At 63.2% G+C, this 17684-nt stretch carries 16 protein-coding genes and 1 pseudogene; 3 read left to right on the top strand and 14 right to left on the bottom strand.

Features of this window, described 5'->3' with window-relative positions; genetic code table 11:
• Positions 1–251: pseudogene (locus B3V69_RS16250) on the top strand (hypothetical protein); the annotation flags it as partial.
• Here the strand turns inward: B3V69_RS16250 and B3V69_RS16245 are convergent.
• The 10 genes from B3V69_RS16245 to argS all read right to left on the bottom strand — a co-directional run bounded on the left by B3V69_RS16245 (position 225) and on the right by argS (position 11632).
• A complete protein-coding gene (locus B3V69_RS16245; protein ID WP_296448050.1) occupies positions 225–2795 on the bottom strand; it encodes a sensor domain-containing protein in 2571 nt (856 codons plus the stop codon). The pseudogene B3V69_RS16250 and the gene B3V69_RS16245 overlap by 27 nt on opposite strands.
• A 35-nt stretch (positions 2796–2830) precedes the next feature.
• Complete coding sequence (locus B3V69_RS16240; protein WP_296448049.1) at positions 2831–3661, bottom strand: UPF0149 family protein; 831 nt, start codon at positions 3659–3661, stop codon at positions 2831–2833.
• 25 nt (positions 3662–3686) lie between these two features.
• Positions 3687–4097, bottom strand: a complete 411-nt coding sequence (locus tag B3V69_RS16235; protein ID WP_296448048.1) for a putative toxin-antitoxin system toxin component, PIN family — start codon at positions 4095–4097, stop codon at positions 3687–3689.
• Entirely contained in the window at positions 4094–5338 is a 1245-nt protein-coding gene (locus B3V69_RS16230) for a THUMP domain-containing class I SAM-dependent RNA methyltransferase (RefSeq protein ID WP_296448047.1), read from the bottom strand. Before B3V69_RS16230 ends, B3V69_RS16235 begins: the two co-directional genes overlap by 4 nt.
• Before the next feature lie 68 nt (positions 5339–5406).
• Positions 5407–7008: an RNA polymerase factor sigma-54 gene (rpoN, locus tag B3V69_RS16225; protein WP_296448046.1), complete on the bottom strand. Its 1602-nt coding sequence runs from the start codon at positions 7006–7008 to the stop codon at positions 5407–5409.
• The gene (lptB, locus tag B3V69_RS16220) at positions 7009–7761 is read right to left on the bottom strand and encodes an LPS export ABC transporter ATP-binding protein (protein WP_296448063.1); all 753 of its coding nucleotides are present in this window, start codon (positions 7759–7761) and stop codon (positions 7009–7011) included.
• Positions 7762–7805: 44 nt separating this feature from the next.
• The gene (lptA, locus tag B3V69_RS16215; RefSeq protein WP_296448045.1) at positions 7806–8438 is read right to left on the bottom strand and encodes a lipopolysaccharide transport periplasmic protein LptA; all 633 of its coding nucleotides are present in this window, start codon (positions 8436–8438) and stop codon (positions 7806–7808) included.
• Between the two features lie 116 nt (positions 8439–8554).
• Positions 8555–9205: a thiol:disulfide interchange protein DsbA/DsbL gene (locus tag B3V69_RS16210; RefSeq protein WP_296448044.1), complete on the bottom strand. Its 651-nt coding sequence runs from the start codon at positions 9203–9205 to the stop codon at positions 8555–8557.
• 63 nt (positions 9206–9268) lie between these two features.
• Entirely contained in the window at positions 9269–9883 is a 615-nt protein-coding gene (locus B3V69_RS16205) for an SPOR domain-containing protein (protein WP_296448043.1), read from the bottom strand.
• A gap of 63 nt (positions 9884–9946) precedes the next feature.
• Positions 9947–11632, bottom strand: a complete 1686-nt coding sequence (gene argS, locus B3V69_RS16200) for an arginine--tRNA ligase (protein ID WP_296448042.1) — start codon at positions 11630–11632, stop codon at positions 9947–9949.
• A gap of 101 nt (positions 11633–11733) precedes the next feature.
• Between argS and B3V69_RS16195 the strand changes: the two genes are divergently transcribed.
• Complete coding sequence (locus B3V69_RS16195) at positions 11734–12750, top strand: glycosyltransferase family 2 protein (RefSeq protein ID WP_296448041.1); 1017 nt, start codon at positions 11734–11736, stop codon at positions 12748–12750.
• On the top strand, positions 12747–13115 hold the full coding sequence (locus tag B3V69_RS16190; RefSeq protein WP_296448040.1) for a GtrA family protein: 369 nt from the start codon (positions 12747–12749) through the stop codon (positions 13113–13115). Before B3V69_RS16195 ends, B3V69_RS16190 begins: the two co-directional genes overlap by 4 nt.
• Here B3V69_RS16190 and B3V69_RS16185 read toward each other — a convergent pair.
• From B3V69_RS16185 to B3V69_RS16170, 4 genes are read right to left on the bottom strand one after another with little or no spacing between them, the layout of a single operon-like run.
• Positions 13044–14624, bottom strand: a complete 1581-nt coding sequence (locus B3V69_RS16185; RefSeq protein ID WP_296448039.1) for an ArnT family glycosyltransferase — start codon at positions 14622–14624, stop codon at positions 13044–13046. The two genes, B3V69_RS16190 and B3V69_RS16185, sit on opposite strands and share 72 nt — an antisense overlap.
• A gap of 28 nt (positions 14625–14652) precedes the next feature.
• Positions 14653–15501 (bottom strand): ChbG/HpnK family deacetylase, encoded by an 849-nt coding sequence (locus tag B3V69_RS16180; RefSeq protein ID WP_296448038.1) that lies wholly within the window; start codon positions 15499–15501, stop codon positions 14653–14655.
• Complete coding sequence (locus B3V69_RS16175; protein ID WP_296448037.1) at positions 15498–16418, bottom strand: LysR family transcriptional regulator; 921 nt, start codon at positions 16416–16418, stop codon at positions 15498–15500. The genes B3V69_RS16180 and B3V69_RS16175 overlap by 4 nt, the downstream gene beginning before the upstream one ends.
• Positions 16419–16430: 12 nt before the next feature.
• On the bottom strand, positions 16431–17648 hold the full coding sequence (locus tag B3V69_RS16170; RefSeq protein WP_296448062.1) for a CaiB/BaiF CoA transferase family protein: 1218 nt from the start codon (positions 17646–17648) through the stop codon (positions 16431–16433).
• Positions 17649–17684 lie beyond the last annotated feature (36 nt).

Here is a 17684-nt window from a genome sequence, read left to right as displayed (position 1 = left end):
CGCAGGGCGACAAGATAAGTTGCGACATGCTTGTGCTGTGGGGCGAACGCGGCGTGGTGCAGCGCCTATTCCAGCCGCTGGCGCTGTGGCAGGACCAGTGCGCGGGCAAGGTAACGGGGCAGGCGCTGCCGGGCGGGCATTTCATCCCGGAGGAGTTGCCGCTTGGGACCGCCGCACAGCTGCGGGCCTTCTTCGAGATGGCGCGCCGCGGCGTGCCCGAAGTGCTAGAAACTCACGGCATTGCGCCCTGACTCCTTGGCCCGGTACATGGCCAGGTCAGCCCGTTTGAGAATTTCATCCGCGCTGGCTGCTGGTTCGGGAAACAGGGCGATACCAATGCTGGATGTAGACCGATGCTGCACCTGGATGTCCACACCGTCGTCCTGCGGGATGATCAAGTGGTAAGGCTGCGCCAGCGCTAGACGGATTTTCTCGGCCACCAGAGCGGCATGCAGGCGCGCCGCATCCAGGTCGGTCTCGAGTTTGCCCAGCATCACCACGAATTCGTCTCCCCCAAATCGCGCCACCGTATCGATCTGGCGCACGCACCGCGTGATGCGCCGCGCCACTTCGACCAACAGCATGTCGCCCACGCCGTGGCCGTGGGCATCGTTGAGCGGCTTGAAATTGTCCAGATCCAGAAACAGCAGTGCCCCATACTGCGCGCTGCGCTTGCAGGCGGCCATCATTTGCACGAGCCGGTCATTGAGCAAACGCCGGTTCGGCAGCAGGGTCAGTGCATCATGAAACGCCAGCCGATGAATTTCCGCCTCGGCGCGCCGGCGCTCGGTGATGTCCTGAAACACCACGACGGAGCCGATCCGCTGGTCTTCCTCGACGACGGGCGTCACGATCAGCGACACGGGGAACCCCGTTCCATCCTGCCGCCAGAACCACTCCGACTCCAACTGGCGGCGTTTCCCGTCATGCAAGACCTGGAGAACGGGACTTTGCTCCTTCGGATATGGGCTGCCGTCCTCGTGGTGGTGGTGAAACAGGGCGTGCGGATCCTGTCCCAGCATCTGCGCCTCGGTCAGCCCCAGCATCACCAGGGCCGCTGGATTGGTAAAAGTCATTTTTCCCGCGTGATCGATATCAAATATGCCCTCGCCCACGCTGTCCAGCAACAGCTTGTTGCGCTGTGCCAGGCGCTCGATTTCCTTGCGGGCATTGCGCCGCACCGTGATATCGCGGACCACCGTCAAAAATTCACCCGCACCGGGTTGCGCGCCGTTGATGTGACTCATCGTCACCAGAAAGAAATACGTCTGTTCGGCGTCGGTGACCGTGTACATGAACGTTTGCGGTTGATCGTTCACCAGGAGCGCGGCGATCGCCGCGGAAAACAAGGGGATCGCAGCCGCTGGCAGCAACTGGTCGCATGTTTTCCCCAGCCGCTCGCCATCGGGCGACTGAAACGGCGGATGGCTGGCGCCTTGCGGGTCAAAGTATTCCAGCACCCGGGCCTGCGAATCCAGCACCACAACCGTGTCCTGCATGGACGCCATCAACGAAGTCAAGCGGGCCTCCCGGGCGATGAGTTGCGCCTCGGCACGTTTGCGTTCCGTCATGTCGGCGGCAAAGACCGCCACCGACTCGACGGCGCCATCGGGATGCACGACCGGGTAGTAGTTGAGCGCAAAAGACCGGTCGGCGCGCATGTCTTCCGCGTATTTTGCCTGGCCGGTACGAAACACCTCCGCCAGCGTGGCGCGTCGCGTGGCGGCCACATCGGGCGGGAAAAAATCGAAAATACATTGCCCGATCAGTGGCTCGGGCTCGCGCTTCACGCGTAGCGCCGCCGTGGCGTTGATCGCCAGCATCACCCCGTCTCGGGCTAACAAAAAAATGCTTTCCGAGGTGGCGTTCAGGATGGCTTCAAATTGTTCCTTGCCATGGCGCAGGGCGGCCTGCGTTCTCTCCCTTTCGCTCACATCACGAAAGCTCCAGACGCGGCCGACGACCTGCTCGTCCAGCCGCTGGGGTTGGGAGTGGCGCTCGAACATGCGTCCGTCCTTGCAGTGCAGGGTGTCAACGCTGGACTGATCGGGATGCGCACCAAGATCGCGGACTTTTTGCAGAAATTGCGCCGGATCGTCCAGTTGTTGCGCCACGAAATCCAGCAGGTCCTGGTAGTTGTGGGTGCTCAAATACTCCGGCGGAATGTGCCAGAAGTCCATGAAGCGTTGGTTATAGGTCTCTATCTCGCCGTTGTTGCGCACCACCAGAATGCCATCGGTGGCGGCTTCGATGACGGCGCGCTGCAGGGATGCCGCCTTGCTCAGATTGAGAACCAACTCGGGAATCGGCAACAGCACCAGGCCGATGGCGACCGCGCCGACGAACCAACCCGACATCATGGCCCCTGGAAAATAAGGCGCGGGCGTCAGATTGGCACTCTGCAACGTGAGGTACAGCAGCCAGGCGAGCAAATACGACGTGCCAAAAATAGCCGCCGCGCGCACATGAACCACGATTGCCAGCATCATCGCCATGACGACGGCGCCCGCCGTGGTCGCGGGTAAGCCGGCATAAATCAAGGCAACCATGGTCAGCCACATGACCAGCGCGAAGAATAGGAGCGACTTCTGGGCTTGCCCACGGCGATTCATGCGCCACGCGATCAATACCGCAAGAATGAGGGTCGATATGGCAACAGCGCTAGCCGTCTTGCGGTAGAACACAAAGGGCACGCCAATCGTCAATAGGACAATTCCAACCAGGAGAAAGAGGCCGTAAAAGCGATCCAACAGCCGGATACTGGACGATGGCGCGATTTTTGAAAACTGAGGCATGGAATCAAATCAGTGAGGCATTACCGGGCCGTGACTCAAGCGCCGTGGCACTTCTTGTATTTCTTGCCGCTGCCGCAAAAACACGGGTCATTGCGTCCGGGCGTCGGCGCTATGTGCACGGTTTCCACACGCGGGCCGATGTTGCGCCAGAGCTCGCGCAGGTCGTACACGGCCCAAACCGCGTCGGCAAATGCGTTCAGGCGCTTCAGGCTGATGCTGGGCGGGCCGTCGTCGTCAAAGACCGACAGCGTGGCGGGGTCGGTATCGTCTTCGGTGATGGCGACGATGGCCTCCAGCGCCCGGTTGAGCCACTTGACCGCTTCCTTGTCGCGCGGGGCGGCCCACTCTTCTGGCCAGGCCTCGACCGCAAACATGAAGCCCAGGGCCCACACCTGAGCGAAGGAAGGCACGGCATCCAGCTCGATGGCGGCGCGCTCCGCCTCGGGCAGCGCCGCGATGGCGCCACGCACATCCATCACCTCGGGCTGGTAGGCGGCGTCGTCGTCCAGTCCTTCGATGTCGGCATCGAGCGCCTGCGCCACCTCGTTCCAGCGCCGCATCCAGAGTTCCATGAAACGCTGCTGCTGCGCGGCGTCGGCGAACGAGCCTTCATCCGGCGCGCCTTCCTCACCAATGGCCAGCAACACGGGGAAGTACTCGGACGGCAGGATGAGGCGACGACAGCAGATTAGGGCCGCCATGAAGCCTTCGCAAAATTCCCACTGCGGCGTCTCGTCGTAGCGGCTGCGCAGCTCGTCCAGGAGGGTGTCGATTTCGTCAAACTCGTCAGGGCTCAGGGGCTCGGGCGCGAGGCCGGACGCGGCATCCAAGGGATTCACAGGCGAGGGAGGCAGATCTTGGTTCATGGTCGTGGTCCGGGGATGAATAGGTTTATGCTACAAAATCAATAGCTGTCTGCGCCCGTACATCGAGGGCTAGCAGTCGTTTTGCCATGCAAAGCACGGCGCGGTCCTTGCTCAGCAGCGGGGCCTTGTGGGCGACCGCCAGGTCGATGAACTTCTGGTCGTCTGGGTCGGCGCAGGTGACGCTGGCTTTGGGGGCGACATCGACGCTACGCACCAGCTCATCGAACTGCGCCAGCACGGCGGCAGCGGTGCGCTGGTAGAACGTCAGACGCACGACGATCTTCGGATAGGCCAGCACCCGCGCCAGCTCGTCGCGCATCGGCTGGGTGGCGATCCATTGAATTTTTTGGGATGCCAGCGCCAGCTTGAGCGGCGCCGCCGCTGGATCGTGGAAGAGAAAGGCGTCCAGCACGATATTGGTATCGAGAACAATCATTTAGGCCGCGCTGAACCTTTCACCATGTCAAAGCGGAACATGCGGCACTCAATCGGGCCGTTCCACATGGGGATGCGGCGCGATTCCTTGAGGCGCATTTTGCTCGGCAGTTTGAGGTCGGGCGTCAGCACCCAGGCGGTCCAGTTGGCGTAGTTTTTCTTCCAGTGCGTGGCCAGCTGGCTGAAGAACTCGCCACCGTCCTCTTGCTGCGGCAGCTCGCGCGCGCCAAAGCGACCTTCCTGCGCGGCGCTACCGGCCACACCGGCCACTTCGATCCGCTCGCCATAGGGGGGATTCATCACGATCACGCCCGGGCCTGCCACCGGCGGCATGCGCTGCAAGGCGTCGCCACCGCGGAACTCGATGACGTCGGCGACGCCCGCGCGCTCGGCGTTGCGCTGGGCAAAGTCGACCATGCGGTGCGCCACATCGCTGCCAAAAATAATGGGTTTCTGGCCTGGCGCCCTCACCACCTCTGCGTCAGCAGCTTCTTTTTTCATGGCCTCCCAGTCGGCGCGACGGAACGGCAAATACTTCTCGAAGGCGAAGCGCCGGCGGCTGCCGGCGGCAATGTTGCAGGCCATCTGCGCGGCTTCAATCGCAATCGTGCCGCTGCCGCAGCAGGGGTCGTACAGCGGCAGCAAATCGGCATCGCCCTCCATCCAGCCACTGGCGGCGATCATGGCGGCGGCCAGCGTCTCCTTCAGGGGCGCGTCGCCCTTGTCTTCGCGCCAGCCGCGCTTGAACAGCGGCTCACCCGAGGTGTCCAGGTACAGCGAGCAGTGGTCGGTGGTCAGGTGGGTGTAGATGCGGGCATCGGGCCACTGGGTGTTGACGTCCGGGCGCACGCCGTTGGCGGTGACGCGGAAACGGTCGCACACGGCGTCCTTGATCTTGAGGGCCGCGAAGTTGAGCGAGGTCAGCGGACTGTGCTGCGCCGTCACCTCGACCTTGATGCTTTCGCGCGGCGTGAACCAGCGCTCCCACGCCACCTCGCTGGCGGCGCGGTACAGGTCCTGCTCGCTGCGGTACTCGGTGAATGACAGAAGCACCAAGACCCGCTGCGCCAGGCGGCTGTAGAGGTTGAGCAGCATGGCATGCGCGAGCGAAGTGCGCACCGCCACGCCACCGCGCTGCTTGGTCACGCAGCCCGGCGGCAAGCCGGTGATGCGCAGCACCTCGGGCGCCAGATAGTCTTCGACGCCGGCGGCGCAGGGTAAAAATAATTGCAGTTGGTTCAAAACATCACCTAATCAGTTGAGGACAGAGCTGGCTCGCTGCGCGTAGCTGCGGTCTGTCCCGCAAAGTTTCATAAAGCTTTTCTCAAGGAGGCGGGGGCGATCCGCAGCCCCTCACGGTATTTGGCCACCGTGCGGCGGGCGCATTCGATGCCTTGCTCTTTGAGCATCTCGGACAGCTGGTTGTCGCTGAGCGGCTTGGTCTCGCTTTCGGCGCTGATGAATTGCTTGAGCAGGGCCCGCACCGCCGTGCTCGACGCATTGCCGCCCGAGTCGGTGCCCAGGCCGGAGCCAAAAAAATACTTGAGCTCGAAGGTGCCGAACGGCGTCGCCATGTACTTGGCCGTGGTCACGCGGCTGATGGTGGACTCGTGCAGGCCCAGCTCGTCGGCAATCTCGCGCAGCACCAGCGGGCGCATGGCCAGCTCGCCGTGCGTGAAAAAGCTTTTTTGCCGCTCGACAATGGCCGTGCTGACGCGAAGAATGGTGTCAAAGCGCTGCTGGATGTTCTTGATGAACCAGCGTGCCTCTTGCAGGCGCTGCTGCAGCGCCGCATAGCTGGACGCATCGTTGCCGCCGCCCTTGTGCTGCTTGAGGGCATTGGCATAGATGTCGTGCACGCGCAGACGCGGCATCACATCGGTATTGAGCCGCACCCGAAATTTGGCTTGCACGCCCTGGCCGGTTTTAACCACCAGCACATCGGGCACCACGACGTTGCGTTCGACATCACAGAAGCGCCGCCCCGGCTTGGGCTCCAGTCGGCCGATGAATGCAATGGCTTCCCGCACCGCGGCGTCCGACGCGCCGCACAGCTGCACCAGGCGCTTCACGTCACGCCGCGCCAGCAGGTCCATCGGTTGGGCACAAATGCGCAGGGCGACTTGCGCCACCGCTTTCATCGCCTGCTGGGCCGGCTCCGATCCGGCCTGCGCCAGCAGGGCGCGCAGCTGCAAACCCAGGCACTCGGCCAGATCACGCGCGCCGACGCCGACCGGCTCCAGGCTTTGCAGCAGGGACAGGGCCACGGTGAAGTGGTGCACCAGTTGTTCGACCTGTTCCTCATCGTCGCCGGCCAGCCCCTGGGCCAGCGACAGCAGCGAGTCCTCCAGATAACCATCGTCGTTCAGCGACTCGATCAAGAAGCGCAGCGCGGCCTGGTCTTCAGCACTCAGGCGCAACGCCAGCGCCTGCGCGTGCAGATGGCTTTGCAGCGATATCTGGGTTCGCGCCATCTCGGTCACATCGGCGTCTTCGTTGCCGTTCAGGTTGTTGCTGTGCGCCTTGGCGTCGCCGCCCCATTCACTGTCGTCGGCGGCCAGGGTGGCGCTGCCGTCGCCTTCCCAGCTCTGCCCGTCGTCCGCCGAGAGTGGCGTGACTTCGTTGTCAGTTTCGGCGCTAGCCCTCGTCTCCATTGCGTAGTCAGCTACTGAATTTGTAGCGGATTCGGCTTCGATGTCGTCCTGGCGCACCGGCGTGTCGATCTGCGCCAGACCAAACTCCTCGCGTGGCGACTCGTCCGCGCCCTGCTCCAGGAACGGGTTGTCGTCCAGCATCTGGTCAACCTCCTGGCTGAGCTCCAGCGTCGACAGTTGCAACAGCCGGATCGACTGCTGCAGCTGCGGCGTCAGCGCCAGGTGTTGTGAAACACGAAGGGAAAGACCTTGTTTCATCTACATTTTGAAGTGTTCACCGAGATACACGCGACGCACGTTGGCATCGTTGACGATCTCGGACGGGGTGCCCTGGGCCAACACGCTGCCATCGCTGATGATGTAGGCATGGTCGCAAATACCCAGGGTTTCGCGCACGTTGTGATCGGTGATCAGCACCCCGATGCCACGATTTTTCAGGAAGCTGATGATGCGCTGGATCTCGATCACGGCGATCGGGTCGATCCCCGCAAACGGCTCGTCGAGCAAGATGAAACGGGGCTGGGTCGCCAGCGCGCGCGCAATCTCGACGCGGCGCCGCTCACCGCCGGACAAGGCCAGCGCCGGGGTTTCGCGCAGGTGCTCCACCCGCAGGTCCTGCAACAAGGCGGTCAGCCGCTTTTCAATCTCCGGCTTGGCCAGCGGTTTGCCGCTTTCGTCATGCTGCAGCTCCAGCACTGCGCGCACGTTGTCTTCGACGTTGAGTTTGCGAAAAATCGAGGCTTCCTGTGGCAAATAGCTCAGGCCCAGGCGCGCTCGCCGGTGGATCGGCATGTGCTCGACCGACTGGCCGTCAATCGTGATGTCGCCCGCACTAGCCCGCACCAAACCGACAATCATGTAGAACGAGGTGGTTTTACCCGCGCCATTGGGGCCCAGCAAACCGACGACCTCGCCCTTGCGCACCACCAGCGACACGTCCTTGACCGCCTTGCGGCTGCCATAGAACTTCTGCAGGTGGCTGGCTTCGAGCCGACTCTCGCCGCTCGCCATGTCGATCCGCGAGGGGTTTTCGCTGACAGCGGTGTCTTCTTGCGTCACTTTTTCTCCCCGCCCAGCGTGGTGGTGGCGCGCAGTGCCGGCGCCGGCGTTTGCGGCGTGCTCGCGTTGCCTGCTTTCAAAGCGTCAGCATCCGGCGTCGGGCTCAACATGGCGCGCACCCGTCCGGGCGTTGCGCCCGGGCTGGCCGTGGCCACCGCGCCATCGATGCTGAAGACGTCGGTGCTGTTGTTGTAGAGGATCACTGCGCCGGTCATCTCGTCGCTCAAGTGGGCGCCCCGGTAGCGCCGCAGCTGCGCGTTCTTGGTGAACTTCACGGTATCGGCACGGCTGTTGTACTCGATCGCCTCGCCTTCGCCTTCGATGAACTCGTCCAGTCCTTCGCGTTTTTGCCGGAAAAACGCGAGCTTGCCCGGCTCGGCGCTCACCACGCCGTACTGGTAGCCCTCGGCGTCCTGGCGGACCTCGACCTTGCCGCCCCGGATCAGGATGCTGCCTTTGGTCAATACCACGCGTCCGGTGAAGACGCTGGTCTGCTTCAAATCGTCGTAACGCAAGGCATCCGCCTCGACGTTCATGGGTTTGCTGCGATCGGCTTTTTCAGCGCAGGCCAGTCCCCCGCACAGGGCCGATGCCGCGATCAAAAGCACGGGAAAAAGTGATGGTTTCATAAAGGCACGAATCTTGCATTAATTTCTTGCCTTTTGATTGTAGCGACCAGAAGCAGCGTCGTGTTGCGTGCGCACCAGCCCGCACGCGCAGGGGGCCCGAGGTCGGCCCCGTCAGTTCATCGACCGCTGCGGACTCGTGCGGTCAGAAATTCCACCACCTGAAGGGCGTGTTCCATGCTCTTGGCATGATCGCCATCGGTGTAGAAACGCCCCGCCACGCCGAGCGCGGGAACGCCTTCGACCTTGTAGGCGTTTTGCAGCTGAGTGCCCCGGGTTGCCTTGGTGGCGACCGAGAACGAGTTGTACTGCGCCAGGAATTTGGCTTTGTCCACTCCCTGCTTGGCAACCCAGTCGGCGATCGCCTCAGCCTTGGTCAGGTCTTGTTTTTCAACGTGAATGGCGGCGAACACCTTGGCATGCAGCTTGTCCACCAAGCCCATCGCCTCCAGCGCGTAGAACAGGCGCTGCTGCGGCACAAAGCTGTCCTGGAATGCGACCGGTACCCGTCGCACCACGACGTCCTTGGGGACGCCCTTGCTCCAGGCTTCGAAGGTCGGCTCGAATACATTGCAGTGCGGGCAGCTGTACCAAAAAAACTCGACGACTTCAATCTTGCCGGCCGGTGCCTCGACGGCGGCGCGTTTTTCCACCACCAAATAGTCGGTGCCAGCTTCAGGCGGTTTGCCCTGCGCCAAGGCGGTGGACTGAACAAAGGCAGCGCCCGCAAGAGTCGCGCCACAGGTCAGGGAAAAATCACGTCGTTTCATCTTCAAACACTCCAGTTAAATCGATCAGAGCTCGCCAGGTAAGAAAAGTTCAAGGCCACCGCGCTAGCGCTGGACCCTGACCAAAGCCGTCTCCAGACCCGCCGCGTCCAGTTTTTCCTTGGCCTTGTCGGCGTCATCTTTTTTATCAAATGGCCCGACCCGTACCCGAAACACGGTGCGCCCGGACTGTTCCCGTTCGGTCACTTTGGCTTCCACGCCACTGAGAGACAATTTGGCGCGCTGGCTTTCGGCGTCTTCGGGTGTGCGGAAGGCGCCCACCTGCACGAAGTAGGAGAACGGCTCGCTCGTCGCGCCGGCCGCGCGCGCTTTGGCCAAGTCCCCCAGCGGATCGGCCGACACCGCTGGCTTGACCTCGGTTTTGCGTGCCGTGCCGTCGGACGGCAGCTTGGTCGTCGGCGCAGAAGCGCCGGCCGTTGGATCCGTCGCAGCCGCGGCGGAAGGCTTGACCGGGTTCTTGCCATACAAAGGCGCGTTGGGGTCCCAGTCCTTGTTCTTCTTGGACTCCGCGGCATCCTGATCGACGGTACGACTTTGCCCCCTGTTGACGAACGGGACCGGGACTTTGGTGACATAGACGGCGACCGCAAGCGCGGCGCCGAGGCCGATCACGACCCCAATGATGAGCCCCAGAATGGTTCCACCGCGTTGCTGTTTCATGTACTTCCTTCTATCTAATCAGTTGGGGACAGAGCTGAAGGTCTGTCCCGCAAGGTTATTGGTTTACATTTTTTGCGGGGCGCTGACACCCAGCACGGCCAGGCCATTGTGCAACACCTGCGCCGTCGCGGCGACCAGTGCCAGGCGGGCCTGTTTCACGGTGACGTCGTCCACCAGAATACGTTCGGCATCGTAATAGCTGTGGTAGCTGGCAGCCAGTTCGCGCAGGTAGAAGGTGACGTCGTGCGGCGCAAAATCCGCTGCGGCGGCGCTCAGCATCTCGGGGTACTTGGCCAGCAGCAGCATGAGCGCCTGGGCTTGCGGGCTCTGCAAGGGCGTGAGGTCGGCCTGGCTCAAGCTGGCCACGTCGCCGCCGTCCTTTTCACGCCAGCTTGAGAGCACCGAGCAGATACGGGCATGGGCATACTGCACGTAATACACCGGGTTGTCGTTGTTCTTGGCCACGGCCAGGTCGACGTCGAAGGTGTATTCGGTGTCGGGCTTGCGGCTGAGCAGGAAAAAGCGCACCGCGTCCTTGCTGGTCCACTCGATCAGGTCGCGCAGCGTCACATAGCTGCCCGCGCGCTTGGAAATCTTGACCTCTTCGCCGCCGCGCACGACGCGCACCATGGTGTGCAGCACGTAGTCCGGGTAACCCAGGGGAATGCCCACGCCAGCAGCCTGCAGGCCGGCGCGCACGCGGGCGATGGTTCCGTGGTGATCGGTGCCCTGGATGTTGACGACCTTCTCGAATCCGCGCGCCCACTTGGTGATGTGGTAGGCGACATCGGGCACGAAGTAGGTGTAGCTGCCGTCGCCCTTGCGCATGACGCGGTCCTTGTCGTCGCCATATTCGGTCGACTTGAGCCACAAGGCGCCGTCCTGCTCGTAGGTCTTGCCGGCTTCGTGCAGCTTCTTCACCGTGTCATCGACCTTGCCGCTGAGGTACAGGCTGGACTCCAGGTAGTAGTTGTCAAACTGGACGGCAAAGGCCTTCAGGTCCAGATCCTGCTCGTGGCGCAGATAAGCCACGGCGAACAGGCGGATGTCGTCCAGCGCGTCCACGTCACCCGAGGCGGTGAACTCGCGGTCGTCGGACTTGACCGTTTTTTTCGCCAGAAAGTCGGCCGCAATGTCGGCGATGTAGTCGCCGTTGTAGGCCTGTTCGGGCCACTCGGGGTCGCCGGGCTTGAAGCCCCGGGCGCGCAACTGGGTGCTGGTGGCGAGCGTGCCGATCTGCACCCCGGCGTCGTTGTAATAAAACTCGCGGTACACGTCCCAGCCCTGGGTCTGGTACAGGTTGCAGATGGCGTCGCCCAAAGCGGCCTGGCGGCCATGGCCCACGTGCAGCGGACCGGTCGGGTTGGCCGAGACAAACTCCACCAGCATGCGGTGACCCGTCAGGGCCTGGCTGCCAAAGTTCGAACCTTGCGCCAGGACCTCGCGCACGATTTGCTGTTTGGCTTGCGGCTTGAGTTTGATATTGATGAAGCCGGGACCGGCAATATCAATCGCGTCGACCCAGCGCTGAAAGGGCGCGGCGGCCAGCAATTCGACGCGCAGGTTTTCAGCCAGCTGGCGCGGGTTGAGCTTGAGCGGCTTGGCCAATTGCATGGCGGCGGTGGTGGCCAGATCGCCATGGGCGGCGACCTTGGGCGACTCAAAGGCGGCTTTGGCGCCGGCGCCGGGAGACAATTTTTCCAGCGCTTGCGCCAGGACTTCGAGTAGTTCAATTTTTACAGACAGCATGGTCTGATTTTACGGGGGACGCCGATGGCGCCAGATTCACATCTCGCAAAAAAACCCCGCCGGTTTCTCTGGATCGGGTTTTCTTTTGGCATGATGCGGCCATGATTTCTCGTTCTGACCAGTCCCCCTCCATTTCCTGCGTCATTCCCGCGTTCAACGAAGCGCGCAATCTGGGCACCGTGGTGCCCCGGATTTTGACCACACTCTCGTCATTGGGCGATTGCATCGAGCTGATCGTGGTCGACGACGGCAGCCGGGACGACACCACGCAGGTCATGCAGACCTTGTGCGCGGCGCATCCCGAAGTGGTCTACCTCAAGCTGTCGCGCAATTTCGGCAAGGAGCCCGCACTCACGGCCGGCATTGATGCCACTCGCGGCGACGTGGTGGTCTTGATGGATGCCGATGGCCAGCATCCGGTGGCCTTGCTGCCCGAGATGCTGGAAAAATGGCGTGCCGGTTCGGACGTGGTGTACGCGGTGCGAAAAACGCGCGACGACCAGTCAGGGTTGCAGGTCAGTCTGACGGGTCTTTTTTACAAACTGGTCAACTTCGGCAACCGCGTGAAAATCCCGGCCAACGCGGGCGATTTTCGACTGATGGATCGCAAGGTGGTGAACGCCTTGAAAAGCCTGCCCGAGCGCAGTCGCTTCATGAAAGGGCTGTACGCCTGGGTCGGCTTCAACAGCACGGCCATCGACTACCAGCCACTGCCGCGCGCCGACGGCCACAGCAATTTCGGACTGCGCGGCTCCATCTCGCTGGCATTGACCGGCATGCTGGCGTTTTCCATTGCCCCCTTGCGGGCCTTGGCGCTGGTCGGCCTGGTGCTGTCGGCGCTCTCCTTGGGCTACGGCGGCTGGGTGGTGGTGGACTTTTTTGTGAATGGCATCGCCGTCCCCGGTTACGCCACGATCGTGGTCGGCATGATGTTTTTCAGTGGCATCCAGTTGCTCTCCATTGGCGTGCTGGCGGAATATGTGGGCCGCATTTATGAAGAGGTCAAACAGCGCCCGACCTACCTCATCAGCCAACGCACGGGCAGCGGACTGACGGCGCCCCTGCCTGCAACGGGCGCGGCCTTGCCGGCGGCACGACAGGAAGCGTCTCTGCTTTGAGCGCGTCAAGCCTGTGGTTTTTGGGCGTAGGGGGCGCCGCGGCCCTCACGCACATGGCGGTGTTTGCGCTGGCACAAGCCTGGATGTGGCCCGAACTGGCCAATGCCCTGGGCTTTTGCATCGCCTTTTTTGTCAGTTTTTCCGGCCACCGGCTGCTGAGCTTCAAGGATGCGGCCACCAGTGTGGTAACCAGCCTGGGCCGCTTTGCCGTTACGGCGCTGGCCGGGTTTGCCAGTAACGAAATTGTCTTTGTGCTGCTGTTGCGGGGACTCGGTTGGCCCTCGCTACTGGCCTTATTTGTCGCGCTGGTCTTTGCAGCCGGGCAAACCTTTGTGCTCAGCCGGTTTTGGGCTTTCCGCCGCTAAGGGGCTGCCAGACTGGTACAGCGCCCAGCCAGCCCCCTGGTAAAAGAGCTTCCAGCCGGTCAGTCCGTCGGCCACACGGTTGCCCGTCTGAGTGGCAAACCAGTTGCCTGGCACAGCACCCGCCTTCGCCAACTCCGCAGGCGACTGCAATACCTTGGCCGCCTGCGCATCAAAATCAGCGCCTTCAAAGAGCTCACGCTGCCAGCCATCGCCCACCGTCCGACGCAATTCAGGCCAGTTTCCCAGGACCACCATGGCTTGACCGGTTTGCGCATAAAAAGGCAGGTCATAGGGGAACGCATCCGACACATACACGGTGTCGGATGGTCGGGCCTCACAGGCCAGTGCCTGGGCGATGTCTTGCGCGCGCCCGGTGCGGGTGACCTTACCCACTTGGGTCACGATGGCGAGGGCAATGCCGATATTGAGCAGGCACAAGCCGACAAAAATCTTGCCCGCGCTGGCGCGGTGGGCCATGGCGCGCTCCCAGCCCAGTGCGGACAGCAGCGCCAGCGCCGGCATCACCGGCAGCACATAGCCAATCAGCTTGGAGTTGGGAATCGAGAAGAAAGTGATGATGGCCACCACCCAGATCCAGCACAGACTCCACCATTCCTTGGCCATGGGCGGAGCCGCGCCAAGTGACTGGCTCGCCGGCCTGCGAACCTGACTCAATGTAAAGAACACCCAGGGAAACAAGAGCAAGACCACCGACAGCAGGTAGAACCACCAGGGCTGCGGGTTGTTGTAGGACGCAGCGGTGTAGCGATTGAACTGCTGGTTGATGAACATGTAGTCAAAGAACTGCGGGTATTTTTGCTGGGCAATGACAAACCACGGCAGGGCAATCAGGGCAAACAGGGCCAGGCCGCTGAGCCACGGCAGATGCCGCACTTTTTTGAATTGCCGTGTCCAGAGCAGCCAGACAAAAATCACCAGGCCCGGCAAGGCGATGCCAATCAGCCCTTTGCTGAGCATGCCCAAGGCGCAGGCCGCAAAACCCAGCCGCGCCAGGGTGGCGTTGGGTTTTTCTCCCGCCATGAAGGCAAACGCAAAGCACCAGATGGCGACACCGATCCAGCACGCCACCAGCATGTCATGGTTCACGTACTGGCCGCCAATCAGGAAGGTCAGGCTGGTGCCCAGCATCAGGGCCGCGCGACGCGCGATCTGTTCGCTGCTGATGCTGCGCGCCGACAGGTACAGGGCCACGATCATCAGGCCCACGTGCAGCGCGGGCACCAGGCGCAGGGCCAGCGCGTTGACGCCAAAGGTGGCCAGTGACATCGCCTCCAGCCAGTAGAGGTAAGGCGGCTTGTGAAAGAAAGGGATGCCATTGAGGCGCGGCGTGAGCCAGTCGCCGCTTTGCAGCATCCAGCGCCCGATTTCGCCGTAACGCCCCTCGTCGGGCACCGCCAGCGGCCGCAGGGCGGCCAGCAGCAGCAGCAGCAGCCACAGAGCGGCCAGTGTCAGCCAGGATTTTTGTCGTTCGGTCAGGGAGGTATTCACCGGTGAATTTTAGCGGGCCGGACCACCGTCACGATGCTGAAATCCGGCCTCGAACGAGTTGCACCCGGGCCTGGGCCAGCGCGGTGGGGAAGTCGGCACTGCTGAAATAGGCGAACTCCTGGGCGCGGGCGACGCCGATGACGTCGCCGGGCTCCGGTGACAGCGCCGGGTGGCACATGATGATGCTGCCCGCTGGCGCGGCGTTCAGCCAGCCGTCCATGCGCCGACCATAACGCGCCTGGTCACCCGCAAAATCATAAATGCCCAATAGGGCGCTAGCCCTCGTCATGCCTGCGTGATCTGCTATTGTTTCAAGAGCGGATGCGCCCATCGCCGCGATCACGCGACTTTTCAGATCGGCGTGGCCCGACGGCGCCCGCGAAATCCGCAAATAGGGTTGGCGACCCCTGCTGCCGCCATAGCGGCTGGCCAGGGCTTGCACCAGCGCCTCGCGAATCCCGGCAAACTGCTGAACATGCTGGTGGCCGTCCACATAGTCGGGCGGCGCCTGCCACTGCGCCTCGAAGGCATCGAGCTGGCGCTCGATCACGCCCCGCGTCACGCTCCGTTCCGCGGTGCTGTCGAAGCCACCGATGGCGGCCTTGAGCATGGCGGCTTTCAGCGACAGGCCGTGCCCGGCGCCCATCGCAAAGTCGCTGGTCCAGTCCAGATGCAGGCCGACGTCGATGCGCTCGCGCAGATCGTGCAGCAGCGCCACATCCTGCCGCCAGCGCGGTGACAAGACCATGGCGCTGGTGGCGCTGATGCGCCCCAGCGCTGCCAGTTGGGCGATGCCGAGCGAGGCCGGGGCATGCACGGCAAAATCATCGGCGCACAAGATCACGCCTTTCGTGGCGGAGGTTTCGTCTGCTGTCATGGTGCCTGCCAAAACCCGGTCTGGCCGTAATGGTGTTTGAGAAAATCGATCCACAAGCGCACGCGCAAGGGCAAATGCTTGGCGTGGGGAAACACCGCATAAATACCGTTGGCCGGGGCCGCAAAATCTTCCAGCAGCGCGACCAGACGACCGGCGGCAATCTCGGCCTCCACCTCCCAGGTGCTGCGCCAGGCAATGCCGTAGCCGCCCAGGCACCAGTCGTGCAGCACCTGGCCGTCCGAGCAGTTCAGCGGGCCGCCCGGCTTGAGGTAAATAAGTTCAGGGCCATCGCCTTGGGGCAGCTTGAAGGCCCAACCCCGGGTTTGCGAGGCATCGCTGGACAAGGTCAGGCAGTCAAACTTGGACAATTCCTGCGGGTGGGCCGGCGTGCCGTGTTGCTTGAGGTAAGTGGGCGTGGCCACGCACAGTCGGCGGTTGTCGGCCAGCCGCACGCTGATCAAGGACGAGTCGGGCATGTCGCCGACCCGCACCGCGCAGTCAAAGCCCTCGCCGGCCAGATCGACCACGCGGTCGCTTAAATTCAGGGAGATGGTCACATCGGCGTGCAGTTCGCGAAAGCGCGGCACCAGCGGCGCCACGTGGCGACGCCCAAACCCGGCCGGTGCCGTGATGCGCAGGTGACCACTGGCTTTCACACCGCCGGCCGACACACTGGCCTCGGCGCTGGCCAAATCGGCGAGCAAACGCTGGCAGTCTTCCAGAAAAGCGCTGCCTTCGTGCGTCAGCGAAATACGCCGCGTGGTGCGCACCAGCAGCTTCACGCCGAGGCGGGCTTCCAGCGCGTCAAGGCGCCGCCCCATGATGGCCGGGGCCACGCCTTCCGCGATGGCGGCGGCGGTCAGGCTGCCGCGGGTGGCGACGGAGACAAAGGATTCGAGTTGCTTGAGCTTGCTCATACAGGCCGATTGTCAGCGCACCGCGTTATCGGTACGCAGTGCCTCGATCGCTTGTTCCGTGTAGCCGAGTCCGGCCAGCAGTGCCGCGGTGTCCTGCCCCAGCGTGGGCGGCGACAGGCGCACGCCCAGGCGCTGGCCGTCCATGGTGAACGGGAACAGCGTGGTCTGCGCCGTTTGCCCGGCGCGCGCGCCATCGGGCAGGGTGATGTCGGCCAGGCCACCGGTGGCCAGCAGGTGCTCGTCGTCGAACAGCTCTTCGGGCTTGCGAATGGGCGCGAACGGCAGCTCGCGCGCCTCCAGCAAGGCCGTCAGCTCCGTGGCACTGCGGTCGGCCAGGCGCGCGCGCAGAATGGGGATTAGCGTGGGGCGTTCGCGCACCCGGTCGTTGTTGCTGGCGTACTGCGGATCGGCCTTGAGGTCGGCCAATCCCAGGGCGTCGCAGAAAGCCAGCCACTGCGCGTCGCTCACGGCGGCCAGGAAGATCTGCTCGCCATCCTTGACGGTGAAGACGTCGTACACCGCCCAGGGCGAGATGCGCGCCGGCATGGGCGCGGCGGGCTGGCCGGTGATGGCATATTGCAGCATGTGCTGGCCGACCAGAAACACATTGTTTTCGAACAGCGCACTCTGCACCTCCTGGCCGCGTCCGGTGATGCCGCGCTGGATCAGCGCGCCCAAAGCACCGATGGCGCCGAACATGCCGCCCATGATGTCGTTCACGCTGCTGCCCGCGCGCAACGGATCGCCGGGGCGCCCGGTCATGTAGGCCAGGCCACCCATCATCTGCACGACTTCATCCAGCGCGGTGCGGTGCTCATAGGGGCCGGGCAGAAAGCCTTTGTGACTCACATAGATCAGGCGCTCATTGACCTTGGACAGCGCGGCGTAATCCAGCCCGTACTTGGCCATGGTGCCGGGCTTGAAATTCTCGGCCACCACGTCCGCCGTGGCCGCCAGTTGGCGAGCGACGTCGGCGCCGGCCGGGCTGTGCAGGTCAATCGCGATGCTCTTCTTGTTGCGGTTGAACATGGGGAAGAAACCCGCCCCGGCGCCCAGCAAATGCCGGGTGCGGTCACCGTCAATCGGCTCGACCTTGATCACCTCGGCCCCCATGTCGGCCAGCACCATGCCGCAGGTCGGGCCCATCACCATGTGGGTGAATTCGACCACCCGAAGACCGGTCAGGGGCAGGGGGCGGATGTCAGGGGGCGCTGGGTTCGCTTGACGCATAGAGCTCGGTAGGTTGAAAGATGAAGGTCCGCTCGG

It is taken from the genome of Rhodoferax sp. UBA5149 (assembly GCF_002413825.1).
Classification (GTDB): Bacteria; Pseudomonadota; Gammaproteobacteria; order Burkholderiales; family Burkholderiaceae_C; genus Rhodoferax.
This window is presented reverse-complemented; position numbering and strand designations above follow the sequence as displayed.